The organism is Tistlia consotensis USBA 355, from assembly GCF_900177295.1.
Lineage (GTDB): Bacteria > Pseudomonadota > Alphaproteobacteria > Kiloniellales > DSM-21159 > Tistlia > Tistlia consotensis.
Window position 1 is genome coordinate 44782 of record NZ_FWZX01000006.1, and the last position, 13350, is coordinate 58131.

The following is a 13350-nucleotide window of genomic DNA, read 5'->3' on the forward strand; positions in this document are numbered from 1 at the left end:
GCCGGACGTGCCGGACCGGCGCGCTCAGTTCACCAGGCGCCAGCTGCCGTCCGGCTGGCGGCAGGCCGTGCCGTAGGTCCTCTGGATCCGGCCGCCGACCGAGGCGGTCCCGGTGTATTCCCGGCAGTAGCCGTCGCCGCGGCGGAAGGTCCGGGTCGGCGTCAGGCGGTAGCCGACGCCGTCATCCGGGTCGCGCCAGGTCACGGTGCGGCCGGTGTCCCCGGCCTCCAGGGCGTACTGGGCGCAGGCCGCGTCGGCGGCGTCGAACGAGCGGCCGATCTCGCCGCCGACCAGCAGCCCGAGCACGGCGCCGCCGGCGGTCGCCGCCAGCTTGCCGTTGCCCGAGCCGATCTGCGCGCCGGCGAGGCCGCCGAGCGCGCCGCCGAGGATCTGTCCGACCAGCTGATTGTCACCGGCCAGCAGCGAGCGGTCGCAGCTGACGACCCGGTCGTGCGGCCGGACCAGGATCGGCCGCTCGACGACCACGACCTGCCGGCCGCGGTCGCGGTCCCAGTCGTCGCGATCCCGGTGATGGCCGCCGTGCTTGGCCCGCCAGCCGTAGGCCGGCGCCCAGGGCGGCGGGTCGGCCAGGGCGCTTCCGGCGAAGCCGGCGCAGGCCATCACGGTCAGCGCCGCGGCGGCGGCGCGCAGAGATCTCGAGAGCATGGGTCCCTCCTGCTGGTTCCCGACCGAACCGGGCGGCACGGGTCCGCTTCCGAGGGATAGCTGGGTCGGCCTGTCGGCAAAGCCGTGGCCGCAAGAAGGCGATCCGGCCACGGAGGTTAACGGCGGCGCCCGAGACGCCGGCGCCGGCCGCGCGCTATTCGGCGAGGTCCTTCCAGTCCGCGCGCACGCGGATCCGCCGGTCGCTCGGATAGATCGCCAGCACGACCTGGTCGACCGAGTCCCCGCCCGCGGTCAGGGGCAGCATCAGCCGCTGATAGCCCAGCCGGCGGAAGCCGAGATTGAAGAGCCGTTCGTTGTAGAGCGGCTCGCCGGTGGTCACGACCTTTCGATAGGCCGCCAGCACCTCGCTGCGCACCGGGAAGCGATAGACCTCGTCGACATAGCGCCCGCGCAGCTCGCGGCCCCAGAGATCGACCAGCCGCGTGCCGACCAGCCGGTAGCGCGGGCGGAACGGCTCCCGCTCGATGTCGACCAGCGCCAGGTTGGGCAGGCAGTAGGTCAGCGCCAGCGGATTGAGCGCCGAGCGCTGCGGCAGCGCCGCAGAGCCCCGCCAGGTCTCCCAGTCGTCGCGCAGGCGCGCCAGCTCCGGAACCTGGATCGGGCGCGTCTCGTCCTGGGCTTTGGCTGGGCTTCTCACGGGCTCCGTCCGAAGCGGCTGGGCCGGCGGCCGCGGCCGCTCATTGTTTTCCGCACCGGCAAGTGCAGAATCCCATCTAGGAGGTCCCTTCCTAGCGGTCAATGTCGCCGGGCGGGGCGCATTCTCGCACGGCGATTCTAAGGGCTCCCTTAACCAAGGACGACGACACTGGCGCTCATGCCGGCATTCGATTCCCCGGTCGCCTTCTGCTTCACGACCGCCCACGACCGTGGGCTCGTCGTGCTGGCGATCCTGGTCGCGATCCTGGCCTCCTTCACCGCGCTGCAGGTCGCCCAGCAGGTCGCATCCAGCCGCGGCCTGACCAAGCTGGTCTGGCTGGCCGCCGCCTCGGCGGCGATCGGCGGCGGCATCTGGTCGATGCACTTCATCGCCATGCTGGCCTTCACGATCCCGGTCTACATCGCCTACGACCTGCCGGGGACGCTGGTCTCCCTGCTGATCGCCGTGGTGGTCGCCGGTGTCGGCCTGGCGATCAACGCCCAGCGCGACGCCGGCCGCTCGGCGCTGGTGGTCGGCGGCCTGGTCATGGGCCTCGGCGTCGCCGCGATGCACTACAGCGGCATGGCGGCGATGCGCATGGCCGCGCGCATCGTCTACGACCCCTGGATCTTCGCGCTGTCGATCGCGATCGCCGTGGTCGCGGCAACCGCCGCCCTGTGGCTGGCCTTCCGGGCGCGCAGCCTGCGCTACACCCTGGGCGCCTCGGTGCTCATGGGCGGCGCGATCTCCGGCATGCACTTCACCGGCATGTGGGCGGCCAGCTTCGTGCCGATGGCGACCGACCAGGCGGTCGCCGGCCTGACCACCCCGCGCATCGGCCTGGCGGTGCTGATCGCCGTCGGCACGGCGCTGATCCTGGCCATCGAGTTCGCCTCGGTGATCCTGCACCGGCGTTTCGACGCGCTGAGCCGCCGCGAGGCGCTGGCGCTGATGCGCAGCGAGGAGCGCCTGCGGGCGCTGATCGAGAACTCCTCCGACCTGATCTTCCTGGTCGACCGCGCGGGCCGGATCGCCTATGCCGCCGCCGAGCGCCTGGGCCTCGACAGCCGGCTGCTCCGCGACTGGGACCTGGCCTCGCTGTTCGCCGGCGAGGACCGCACCGCCGTCGGCGCGGCGCTCGCGGAGCTGGCCGCCGGCGACGGCGGACGCGTCACCGGCAGTGCCCGGCTGGTCGACGTCGAGGGCCGGCGGCGCGACTTCGACTTCGTCGGCACGGACCTGCGCGGCCATCCCGCGATCGAGGGCTTCGTCTTCACGCTCTACGACGTCACCGAGCGGGCCCGCGCGGCCCGCGCCATGGAGCGGGCCCACGCCCTGGCCGAGCAGGCGAGCCGGGCCAAGTCGCAGTTCATCACCAACATGAGCCACGAGCTGCGCACCCCGCTCAACGCCGTCATCGGCTTCTCCGAGATCATGTCGACCGAGGCCTTCGGGCCGCTCGGCAGCGAGCGCTACCGCGACTATGCCCGGGACATCCGCAAGAGCGGCGAGCACCTGCTGAGCGTCGTCAACGACATCCTGGACATCGGCCGGATCGAGGCCGGCGAGCTGGCGCTCAAGGAGGACGAGACCAGCCTCGGCGAACTGGTCGAGCACGCCCGCAAGCTGGTCGCGCCGGCGGCCGAGCGGCGCGCCATCCGCATCGACGTCGAGCTGCTCGACCAGCCGAGCCTGCTCGGCGACCCGGCCAAGCTGCGCCAGGTGCTGATCAACCTGCTGAGCAACGCCGTCAAGTTCTCGAACGACGGCGGCCGCGTGCTGGTCGCGGCGCACCGGCGCGCCGACGGCAGCCTCGCGATCCAGGTCGCGGACCAGGGCATCGGCATCGCCAAGGCCGACTTGGCGCGCATCTGGCAGCCCTTCGTCCAGGCCGACGGTTCCCTGGCCCGGCGCTACGAAGGCAGCGGCCTCGGCCTGCCGATCGCCCGCGGCCTGACCGAGCTGCACGGCGGCAGCCTGGGGCTGGTCAGCGAGCCCGGCGTCGGCACCACCGTCACGGTGAGCCTGCCGGCCGGACGGCTGCGCGAACTGGACGCCCAGTCCCTGGCGGCCCTCTGAGGCCCCTTCCCTCGCCCTGCGCCAGAGGTTAGGCCTGGGGAACGGCAGAAGGAGGCCCCGATCCATGGCGACATCCGCACAGCCGGCGCGAACGGTCGCGCTGCCCTCGGGCGAGCGCGTCCCGGCGCTCGGCCTCGGCACCTGGTGCCTGGGCGACGACCGATCGGCGCGCGCGGAGGAGCTGGCGACGATCCGCGAGGCCCTCGACCTCGGCGCGACGCTGATCGACACCGCCGAGATGTACGGCGAGGGCGCCTCGGAGAGCCTGATCGGCGAGGCCCTGGCCGGGCGCCGCGACGAGGCTTTCCTGGTCAGCAAGGTCTATCCGCACAACGCCACGCGGCGCGGCGTGCCGGAAGCCTGCGAGCGCTCGCTGAAGCGGCTGCGCACCGACCGCCTCGACCTCTACCTGCTGCACTGGCGCGGCAGCCTGCCGCTGGCCGAGACGGTCGAGGCCTTCGAGGCCCTGCGGCGCGCCGGCAAGATCCGCCACTGGGGCGTCAGCAACCTGGATCTCGCCGACATGGAGGAGCTGTGGTCGGTCCCCGGCGGCGACGCCGCCGCGACCGACCAGGTGCTCTACAACCTGTCCCGGCGCGGCCCCGAATGGGACCTGCTGCCGGCGCTGGCAGGGCGCGGCGTGCCGGTCATGGCCTACTCGCCGCTCGAGCAGGCGCGGCTGCTGCGCAAGCCGGGCCTCGCCGACTTCGCGCGGCGCCACGGCATGACTCCGGCCCAGGCGGCGCTGGCCTGGCTGCTCGCCCGCGACGGCGTGATCGCGATCCCCAAGACCGGCAGCCGCGCACGCCTGCGCGAGAACGTCGCCGCCCGCGACCTCGCGCTCGACGACGGCCAGCTCGCCGAGCTGGACCGGCTCTTCCCGCCGCCACGCGGGCCCGAGCCGCTGGCCATGCTGTGACGCGACGCCGGCGTCAGGAATCCGCCGCGTCCCAGCGGGCCGTCGCCTCGCGGACCAGGGCGACGAAGGCCTTGAGCCCGGCCGGCACAAGGCGGTGGCCGGGGTAGTAGAGGCTGAGGCCCGGGAAGGCCGGCGCCCAGTCGTCTAGCAGCCGGACCAGGCGGCCGGCGGCGAGCTCGCGCGCGGCCGCCCACTCGCTGACGTAGGCGAGCCCGGCGCCGTTCAGCGCCGCCTCGACGATCAGGTCCGAGCCGCCGAGGGTCAGCGGGCCCGAGACCTCGACGGCGAGCGGCTCGCCGTGCCTCGCGAACTCCCAGCGCAGCGGCGCGCCGCTCGGCAGGCGGCCGCGGATGCAGGCGTGGCCGACGAGATCGCCGGGCGTCTCGGGCCGGCCGCGCCGCGCGAGGTAGCCGGGGGCGGCGACCACGACGAAGCGCTGGGGCGGACCGCAGGGCACGGCGATCATGTCGCGCGGCACCGCCTCGGCGATGCGGATGCCGGCGTCGAAGCCCTCGGCGACGATGTCGACCAGCCGGCCCTCGGTCACCAGGTCGACGGACATCTCGGGATAGCGCTCCAGGAAGGGCAGCACGACCGGCTCCAGGATCTGGCGCGCCGCCCCCTCCGAGGCGTTGATCCGCAGCGTCCCGGCCGGCCGGTCGCGGTAGTGCTCGACCGCCTCCATCGCCTCGGCGATCTCGCGCAGCGCCGGGCCGACGCGCGCCAGGAACTGCTCCCCGGCTTCCGAGAGCGCGACGCTGCGCGTCGTGCGGTTGAACAGGCGCACGCCGAGCCGCCGCTCCAGGGCCGCCACGGCGTGGCTCAGCGCCGAGGGCGACATGCCGAGCTCGGCGGCCGCCGCGCGGAAGCTGCGCCGCGCCGCGACCGCGACCACGGCGTTCAGCTCGAAGAGGCCGGCCCGCTGCATTGTCCCAGATCCTGCATCAACTTGTGCAATCCTAGGCCGATTGTCCCGGCACGAACAGGAGTCCATCTCAGCCCTGCCGATCTTCGGGCAAGGGGCAGAAAGGAACTCCCATGAGCAGAACCCTTTTCGTCACCGGCGCCTCGTCGGGCATCGGCCGCGCGACGGCGCGGCTCTTCGCGGCGCGCGGCTGGAACGTCGTCGCGACGCTGCGCGACACCGCGAAGGCCGCGGATCTCGCCGAAGACCCGGCCGTCCTGGTGCAGCGGCTGGACGTCACCGACGGCCCGAGTATCGCCACCGCGGTCGAGGCCGGCATCGCGCGCTTCGGGCGGATCGACCTGCTGGTCAACAATGCCGGCTTCGGCCTCTTCGGCCTGTTCGAGACGACGCCGCCCGAGCGGATCCGCGAGCAGTTCGACGTCAACCTGTTCGGCGTGATGGACGTGACCCGGGCCCTGCTGCCGCACTTCCGCGCCCAGGGCGGCGGCACGATCGTCAACGTCAGCTCCGGCGCGGCGCTCTTCACCCTGCCGCTGCTCTCGCTCTACTGCGCCAGCAAGTTCGCGCTCGACGGCTTCTCCGAGGCGCTGGCCTACGAGCTCGCCTCGCAGAACGTCGCAGTGAAGCTGGTCGTGCCCCATGGCGGCGTCACCGGCACGGCCTTCGGCGAGCGCTCGGCGCAGGAGCGGCAGGCGGCGGCCGGCCTGCCCGACTACGACGCCTTCGTCGAACGCACGGCGGCGGCCTTCGCCCGCATGACGGCGGCACGCTCCCTGTCGGCCGAGGAGGTCGCGGAGGCGATCTTCCAGGCCGCGACGGACGGCAGCCCGCGCCTGCGCTATCTGGTCGGCGACGATGCCCGCGGCTTCGTGCGCGCCCGCCAGGAGCTGTCCGACGAAGACTACGTCGCCTTCATGCGCGCGCAGTTCGCGGAGGGCTAGCAGCCGAGGCGGTCGGCCAGCTCATCGAGGCTGTCGACGACGAGATCCCAGTCGCCCGTCGGCACGAGGTCGTAGGTCTCCCCCGGCGCCTTCTCCTCCGGCCGCCGGACGAAGGCGGTCCGCAGGCCGCAGTCGGCCGCCGCAGCCAGGTCGTCGTTGTGGGCGGCGACCATCAGGCAGCGCCCGGGCGCGCGGCCGAGCCTCTCGCAGGCGCCGAGATAGGCCTCGGGGCGCGGCTTGTAGGCGCCGACGACCTCGGCGCCGAGCACGACGTCCCAGGGCAGGCCGCCGTACTTCGCCATGTCGACGATGAGGCCGATGTTGCCGTTCGACTGGGCGGCCAGGATCAGCCGGCGCTTCAGCCGGGTCATGCCGGCCACCGAGTCCGGCCAGGGGTCGAGGCGGTGCCAGAAGAGATTGAGCTCGTCACGCTCGGCCGCGGAGAGGCTCTCCAGGCCGAAGTCCGCCAGGATCGCGTCCAGGTTCTCCCGGTGCAGGACGTCGAGCCGGACGAAGGGACGGCGCCCCTCGCGCACCTCGGCCATGGCCGGCTGGTAGCGCGCCCGCCAAGCGTCGGCGAAGGCCGCCCAGTCGACCGGCGGCAGGTCGCGCCCCTCGGCGAAGGCGGCACCGAGCCGCGCGATCGAGCCGCGCCAGTCGACCACCGTGCCGAAGACGTCGAACAGCAGCGCCTCGACGGCCGGCACGGCGGTCATCGGCCGGCCCGCCCTACTCGGCGGCGCGCCGCTGCTCGGCGGCGCTCGCCCGCTTGTCGGCGGCGACCCGGCCGTTCTTGACGACCAGGGCGTGGTTCGCCGGATCGGCGACCGCGGCGATGTCGGCCAGGGGATCGCCGTAGACGACCAGCAGGTCGGCGAACTTGCCCTCGGTCACGGTGCCCCGCTCCTCCAGGCGCATCAGGTCGGCGCCGTTGCGGGTCGCGATGGTGATGGCGTCCATCGGCTTGACGCCGACCTCGACCAGGAAGCGCAGCTCCTGGGCGTTCTCGCCGTGCTTGTTGAAGGGCGTGCCGGCATCGGTGCCCATCGCCATCTTGCCGCCCGCCGCGTAGTAGCGCTTCACGGACTCGACATGGAACTCGCCGTACTTCCTGGACTTCTCGATGACGTAGGGCTGCACCAGGTGGCCGTTGCCCAGGATGTTGCGCAGGGCCGAGAGCGTGGCCACCAGGTAGGTGCCGCGCTGCATCATCTCCTCGATCGTCTTCTCGGTCAGGAAGAAGCCGTGCTCGATGGAATCGATGCCGCCGCGCACGGCGTTGAGGATGCCCTCCTCGCCCTGGGCATGGCTGGCGCAGGTGCGGTGGAAGCGGTGGCCCTCGGCGATGCCGGCGGCCATCTCCTCGGGCGAGTAGTGCGCGTCCTGCGGATCGACGCCCGGGGTCATCACGCCGCCGGTCGCCATGATCTTGACGAAGTCGCAGCCGGCGTGGATCTGCTCGCGCACCGCCTTGACCACCTCGTCGACGCCGTCGGCGACCCGGCCGTTGCGGTTGCCGTGGCCGCCGGTCATGCAGATCATCCGGCCCGAGGCCATGATCGTCGGGCCGAGCTGGATGCCGGCGTTGCAGGCGTCGCGCACGGCGAACTCGATGTAGTCCTTGCCGCCGCAGTCGCGCACCGCGGTGATGCCGCCGGCCAGGGTCGTCTGGGCGCGCTCCAGGGCGCGCATGGCGATCTGCGCCGCGCTCAGCTTGGCCTGGGCGGAGCCCGGGTCGGCCTCGGCGCCGCTGCAGAGATGGACGTGGCAGTCGATCAGGCCGGGCAGCAGCGTCATGCCGGCGGTATCGACACGCTCCCCGGCGAAGCCCTCGAACTCGGCGGCCGGTGCGACCCGCGCGATCCGCTCGCCCGAGACCAGGACGCCGTGGCCCTCCAGGGCCTTGCCGTCGCCGTCGATGACCTTGCCGCCGATGAACAGACGCTGACTCATGGAACGCTCCGTGGTTTCGACCCGGGGGATCAGGGAATTGGCTTCAGCAAAGCAGGAAGCCCCCGCCCCGGCAAGTCGGGGCGGCCATGCGTTCCGACCATGCCGCGAGGCGGATCAGGCGGCGGCGAGGCGGGCGAGGTCGGGTTTCGGCGCGGCGCAGCCGGGGATGTCCCGGAAGGCCCGCTCCAGGGCCGCGCCGATCGCCAGCAGCCGGCCCTCCTGCCGGCGCCGGCCGACGATCTGCAGGCCGAAGGGCAGGCCGTTCTCGTCGAGGCCGCAGGGCAGGCAGAGCACCGGGTGGCCGGTCAGCGACAGGCCGTAGGTGATCGCGACCCAGGCGATGTAGGTCGGCAGCTTCCGGCCGTCGACCTCGGCCGGATAGAGCTGGGTCTTGTCGAAGGGCTGCACCGAGGCGGTCGGCGCGATCAGCAGGTCGACCTGCTCCATGAAGCCGACGAAGCGGTGGAACAGGCGGCTGTGCTCGGCGGCCGCCCAGCCCAGCTCCTCGGCGCCGAGCTTCAGGCCGAGCTCGACGTTGGCCTTGACGTTCGGGCCCAGGGACTCCGGCTTCGAGCGGTAGGTCTTGGCGTAGCTGGCGACGAAGTTGAGGCCGCGCAGCGTCTCGAACAGCCGGTCGGCCTCGCCGAGCTCCGGGTCGCGGTCCTGGGCCTCGGCGAAGAGGCCGCCGATCGCCTGGCGGCGCTGGCGGAACAGGCCGCGGACCTGCTGGGAGACCGGCGCGAAGCCGAGATCCTCGGTGAAGGCGACCTTGAGGCGGCCGGGGTCGACCTCGGGCAGCGCGCCCAGCAGGCTGGCGTCCGCCGGGCGCCCGGCGTAGGGATCCAGCGCCTCGCCGGTGTTGCCCTTCAGCATGGCCGAGAGCAGCAGCGCGCAGTCGGCGACCGTGCGGCCCATCGGCCCCTCGACCGAGAGCGGCGAGAAGGCGTTGACCCGGGTCTCGTCGGGCACCGTGCCGGGTGTCGGCCTGAGGCCGACGACGCCGCAGTAGCCGGCCGGCGTGCGCAGCGAGCCGCCGAGGTCCGAGCCGTTGCACAGCGGCAGCATGGAAGTCGCCAGCGCGACGGCCGAGCCGCCCGACGAGCCGGCGCAGGTGAGCGCCGGGTCGTAGGGATTGCCGGTGACGCCGTAGACCTTGTTGGTCGTGTTGGCGCCGGCGCCGAACTCCGGCGTGTTGGTCTTGGCGAAGATGCTGCCGCCGCCGGCGCGCAGGCTGGCGACCACGCCGCAGTCGGCGGTCGGCACGAACTCCGAATACATCAGGGAGCCGTAGGTCGTCTTCAGGCCCCTGGTCTCGTTGAGGTCCTTGATGCCGAGCGGCAGGCCGGCCAGCGGCCCCGGATCCTCGCCGGCGGCGAAGGCGGCCTCGGCGGCCTCGGCTGCCTTGCGGGCGCCCGGCTCGTCGGTCGCGACCACGGCGTTGAGCGTCGGGTTGACCGCGGCGATGCGTTCCAGGCAGCTGTCCAGCAGCTCCACCGGCGAGAGCTCGCGCGCCCGCATCCCCTTCGCCAGCTCGACCGCCGTCAGATCGCAGAGCGCAGCCATTGCTTTCCCCCTTGTGCCTCGTTCGATTCGCAACTCGACGCCCGTGGCGCCTGTCGCTCCATGGTTCGCCCTTCGACAGGCTCAGGATGAAGCTCACCATGAAGCGACCGATGGGCTCTCGCCCATCGAAAGGGCTTCATCCTGAGCCTGTCGAAGGGTGAAGCCCTCTCCGGCACCGACCTCACGCCAGGGCGAGATAGCCCAGCAGCTCGGCGGTCCGCTCCATCTCGGTGATCACCGAGTAGTCGGCGGCGCGGTCGAAGTCCATGCCCGTCAGCAGCAGGGCTGCCCTGACCTCGGCGAGCTCCGGGTCGGCCAGGGCCGCCTTGATGCCGGCGCGCAGCGCGGCCAGCAGGCCGGGCTTGACGCCGTGGCGCGTGACGTAGGGCAGCGCCGGCGCGGCCGGCGTCTCGAAGCGCGCCTCCAGGCCCTCCAGCGCCGCCGGATCGACCCGGCGCAGCAGCTCGAGCGTGACGCAGTCGATCGCGGCGAGGTCCGCCCGCCCCTCCCGGATCATCGCCAGCGAGCGGCGATGGGCGCCCGAGGTCACGACCTGGGCGAAGAAGCGGCCGGCCTGGGCGTGCGGCGCCACCAGGGCGCGCAGCGCGTTCATGCCGGACTGCGAGTCCCAGCCGTTGATCACCGCGCGCCGGCCGCGCAGGGCCGCCGGGGTCTCGGCCGGATCGTCCGCGCGCAGCACGACGAAGCTGCGGTAGTCGCTGCCCTTGCAGCCCGGCGCGGCGTAGCGCGGCGTGCCGAGGTAGGAGACCCAGCCGGCCAGGCCGTGGGTCAGCGGATAGCCGCAGGTCTGGCCGATCACCAGGCGGGGATCGCGCAGCAGCGGCACGGGATCGGCCTCGCCGCCGGCCCCGCGCCCCGGCTCCGGGCGGCTCAGCGCCTCCGGCAGGTTGCGCAGGCCGGCCTCGCGCAGGTGCAGGGCCAGGCCCTGCCACCAGGCGTCGGTCGCCCAGCGCAGCTCCGGCAGGTCGTACATCGGCAGGCTGGCGAGCCCGACCACCGGCGCGGCGGCGCTCCGCGTCCCCGTCATCGCGCGCTCACGACTGCTTGCTGGCGCCGGCGTCGAGCCGGCCGCCGTCGCCGCCGGGATAGACCGGAAGACCGTCGGCGAGCGCGTAGTAGTCGCCCTTGTCGGCGGCGAAGATGTGGCCGGCCAGGCTGAGGCCCGTCGGCTTGTCCAGGGCGCCGGCGGCGACCGCCACGTAGCCCGCGCCGCTCGGCTTCCAGAACAGGCTGGAGCCGCAGTCGCCGCAGAAGCCTCGCTCGGCGACGTCCGAGGAGCGGAACCACTTGAGGCCGCCGGCCGCGGTCAGGCGGAAGCCGTCCAGCGGCACGGCCGTGAACACGCCGTAGTGGCCGCTGGTCCTGCGGCACTGCGAGCAGTGGCAGGCGACCGGCGGGCGCGGCGTCCCGGTCAGCTCGAAGCGGACGGCGCCGCACAGGCAGCCGCCGGCCAGGGTGCCGGTCGAGGGCGCGGTCATCGGCTGCGCGCCTTGGCCGGCGAGAGATACTTGGCCATCAGTCCCTCCAGGAAGGCCATGACGTCCGGCGGCTGGACCGTCGCGGCCCGCACCAGGTCGTCGAAGTGCTTGGTCAGAACGCGGATCTGGTCGGTGCCGTTGAACACGAAATACATGTTGCCGAGATAGAGCGCGGCACGCTGCGGCCCGAAGACGGTGAGCGGCGAGGCATAGCGCCTGAGGCCGTCGTAGAGGAACCAGCGGAAGGTCGGATAGAGCTCGTCGCAGATCGCGATCATCTGCTCGATCTGGCGCCGCCGCGCCGCCGCCGGCAGGTCGCGCCAGATCGATTCGCCCTTGGCGAAGCCCTCGACCGACTGCCAGGACGAGCAGACCTCCATCTCGGTCTCCGGCTTGCGGCTGTAGGCGAGCCTGGCCTCCGCGCGCTCGAACTGGCTCTGCGGCACGCGCTCGCCGTAGTCGCGATACTCGTGGGCGATGACCTCCTCGGTCTTGAGCAGGTCCGGCAGGGTGGTCGGCACGTAGCGGATCTTGTAGCCGGCGGCCTCGGTGTGCCAGCGCGCCAGCGTCTCGTCGAGCTTGCCGGCCGAGCCGGCCTCGATCTCCATGGCGTTGGAGACGACCTCGGCACCCCGCCCCTCCTCCTGGCTCAGGCCAAGCAGCCAGTCGACGCTGACCTTGCCCTCGCGGGCGATCGCCACGATCGTCTCGGCGCGCGCCAGCCGCTCGTTGTCCGGCGACAGCAGCTGCGACAGCGTCGAGCGGTCGAGCCCGACCTGCTGGGCGAAGGCCGAGCGCGACACGCCCTGCCGCTCGATGACCTTGAGCAGGCGTTCCCGGAACACCCCGACCACCTCGTCACGCTGCATGCGCGGCACGGCGCAGCTTGCGCCGACCTCCCGTCTGTTGTACAAAGTCAACGATGTTTCGCTTTATCAACGTTGTGTCGTTTTCTCTTCGTTCTGCAACCCTTGGTTACCAGCCGTGAGCGACAGCGACAGGCAAGATAGGTTCCTCCCGCCGCCGGCCAATGTCCGGGCGGCGAACTCTGGCACGCCGGAGCGCGCCGCGTCCACGCAGGTGCACCCGGCTGCCACCCTTGTGACCGCCCCGAGCGCGGGCGCCCGACTCGACAACGCCCGGACCGGCGCCTGTGTCCCCGTGGTCGAATGGCCGACCGTCGCGGTCGCCGCCGCGATCTATCTGGGCTTCGGCCTCGCGACCTGGTTCCACGACCGGCTGCCGCCCTGGCTGCTGCTGCCGATCGGCGCCTACCTGGTCGCCTGGCACTCGTCGCTGCAGCATGAGGTGGTGCACGGCCACCCGACCCGCCTGCCCTGGCTCAACCGCCTGCTGGTGCTGCCCAACCTCTGGCTCTGGCTGCCCTACGAGCGCTATCGCGACGGCCATCTGCAGCATCACCGCGACGAGGTCCTGACCGACCCGCAGCTCGATCCGGAGAGCTATTACCTGCCGCCGGAGCGCTGGCGTGCCCTGCCGGCGCCGCTGCGCGGCCTCTACGGCCTGCGCAACTGCCTGCTCGGCCGCATGGTCCTGGGGCCGGTCTTCGCGATCTGCCGCTTCTATCGCGGCGAGCTCGGCCAGTGGCTCGGCGGCCGCTTCGACCTGCCGGTCTGGCTGCTGCAGGTCGCCGGCGTCGGCCTGGTGCTGACCTGGGCCGTGGCGGTCTGCGGCATGAGCCTCGGCGCCTATCTCGGCTTCTTCGCCCTGCCGGGCATCGCCCTCTCGCTGGTCCGCTCGTTCCTCGAGCACCGCGCGGTGCCCAACGTCCGCGAGCGCACGGCGATCGTCGAGGCGGCCTGGCCCTGGGCCCTGCTGTTCCTGAACAACAACCTGCACGCCGTCCATCACGAGCGGCCCGGCCTGCCCTGGTACCGGATCCCGGCCGCCTACCGCGCCGAGCGCGCGCGCTATCTGACGGACAACGGCAGCTACCTGTTCCGCGGCTACGGCGAGGTAATCGCCCGCTTCGGGCTGCACCAGAAGGAGCGGCCGCTGCATCCCGGCGGCCTGATCGTGACGCCGCTCGGCGACGCCCGGCCGGTCGCCGCCGCGCCCGCCGAGGGCAGCGAGACATCGACGTCCTATTAGCTTCCTAATCTTTCTGCCCGGCCGGATATATT

13 protein-coding genes are annotated in these 13350 nt (G+C 72.7%); 4 read left to right on the plus strand and 9 right to left on the minus strand.

Annotated features, from left to right (window positions below; genetic code table 11):
* Positions 1 to 24: 24 nt before the first annotated feature.
* Both B9O00_RS10055 and B9O00_RS33030 read right to left on the minus strand, forming a co-directional pair.
* Positions 25 to 666, minus strand: coding sequence for an RT0821/Lpp0805 family surface protein (locus B9O00_RS10055; protein WP_218822803.1), 642 nt, complete (start codon positions 664 to 666; stop codon positions 25 to 27).
* Between the two features lie 154 nt (positions 667 to 820).
* The gene (locus B9O00_RS33030; RefSeq protein WP_159460174.1) at positions 821 to 1324 is read right to left on the minus strand and encodes a PAS domain-containing protein; all 504 of its coding nucleotides are present in this window, start codon (positions 1322 to 1324) and stop codon (positions 821 to 823) included.
* A 177-nt stretch (positions 1325 to 1501) separates the two neighbouring features.
* Between B9O00_RS33030 and B9O00_RS10065 the strand changes: the two genes are divergently transcribed.
* Positions 1502 to 3403, plus strand: a complete 1902-nt coding sequence (locus tag B9O00_RS10065; protein ID WP_085122489.1) for an MHYT domain-containing protein — start codon at positions 1502 to 1504, stop codon at positions 3401 to 3403.
* 64 nt (positions 3404 to 3467) lie between these two features.
* Complete coding sequence (locus tag B9O00_RS10070; protein ID WP_085122490.1) at positions 3468 to 4322, plus strand: aldo/keto reductase; 855 nt, start codon at positions 3468 to 3470, stop codon at positions 4320 to 4322.
* A gap of 13 nt (positions 4323 to 4335) precedes the next feature.
* Here the strand turns inward: B9O00_RS10070 and B9O00_RS10075 are convergent, their stop codons facing one another.
* Positions 4336 to 5250 (minus strand): LysR family transcriptional regulator, encoded by a 915-nt coding sequence (locus B9O00_RS10075; RefSeq protein ID WP_085122491.1) that lies wholly within the window; start codon positions 5248 to 5250, stop codon positions 4336 to 4338.
* 110 nt (positions 5251 to 5360) lie between these two features.
* Between B9O00_RS10075 and B9O00_RS10080 the strand changes: the two genes are divergently transcribed.
* Positions 5361 to 6191, plus strand: coding sequence for an SDR family oxidoreductase (locus B9O00_RS10080; protein WP_085122492.1), 831 nt, complete (start codon positions 5361 to 5363; stop codon positions 6189 to 6191).
* On the opposite strand, the gene B9O00_RS10085 is transcribed toward B9O00_RS10080, so the two are convergent.
* From B9O00_RS10085 to B9O00_RS10110, 6 genes are all read right to left on the minus strand, one after another.
* Entirely contained in the window at positions 6188 to 6907 is a 720-nt protein-coding gene (locus B9O00_RS10085) for a haloacid dehalogenase type II (protein ID WP_085122494.1), read from the minus strand. The genes B9O00_RS10080 and B9O00_RS10085 overlap by 4 nt on opposite strands.
* Positions 6908 to 6920: 13 nt before the next feature.
* The gene (locus B9O00_RS10090; RefSeq protein WP_085122495.1) at positions 6921 to 8144 is read right to left on the minus strand and encodes an amidohydrolase family protein; all 1224 of its coding nucleotides are present in this window, start codon (positions 8142 to 8144) and stop codon (positions 6921 to 6923) included.
* 114 nt (positions 8145 to 8258) lie between these two features.
* Positions 8259 to 9707 carry an amidase gene (locus tag B9O00_RS10095; RefSeq protein WP_085122497.1) on the minus strand — a complete coding sequence of 483 codons (1449 nt, stop codon included), beginning with the start codon at positions 9705 to 9707 and terminating at the stop codon, positions 8259 to 8261.
* A 181-nt stretch (positions 9708 to 9888) separates the two neighbouring features.
* On the minus strand, positions 9889 to 10755 hold the full coding sequence (locus B9O00_RS10100; RefSeq protein WP_085122498.1) for a phosphate/phosphite/phosphonate ABC transporter substrate-binding protein: 867 nt from the start codon (positions 10753 to 10755) through the stop codon (positions 9889 to 9891).
* Between the two features lie 7 nt (positions 10756 to 10762).
* Positions 10763 to 11206 (minus strand): GFA family protein, encoded by a 444-nt coding sequence (locus B9O00_RS10105; RefSeq protein ID WP_085122499.1) that lies wholly within the window; start codon positions 11204 to 11206, stop codon positions 10763 to 10765.
* On the minus strand, positions 11203 to 12075 hold the full coding sequence (locus B9O00_RS10110; RefSeq protein WP_085122501.1) for a helix-turn-helix domain-containing protein: 873 nt from the start codon (positions 12073 to 12075) through the stop codon (positions 11203 to 11205). Before B9O00_RS10110 ends, B9O00_RS10105 begins: the two co-directional genes overlap by 4 nt.
* A gap of 292 nt (positions 12076 to 12367) precedes the next feature.
* Between B9O00_RS10110 and B9O00_RS10115 the strand changes: the two genes are divergently transcribed.
* Positions 12368 to 13318 (plus strand): fatty acid desaturase, encoded by a 951-nt coding sequence (locus tag B9O00_RS10115; RefSeq protein WP_085122502.1) that lies wholly within the window; start codon positions 12368 to 12370, stop codon positions 13316 to 13318.
* The last annotated feature ends 32 nt before the right edge of the window (positions 13319 to 13350 follow it).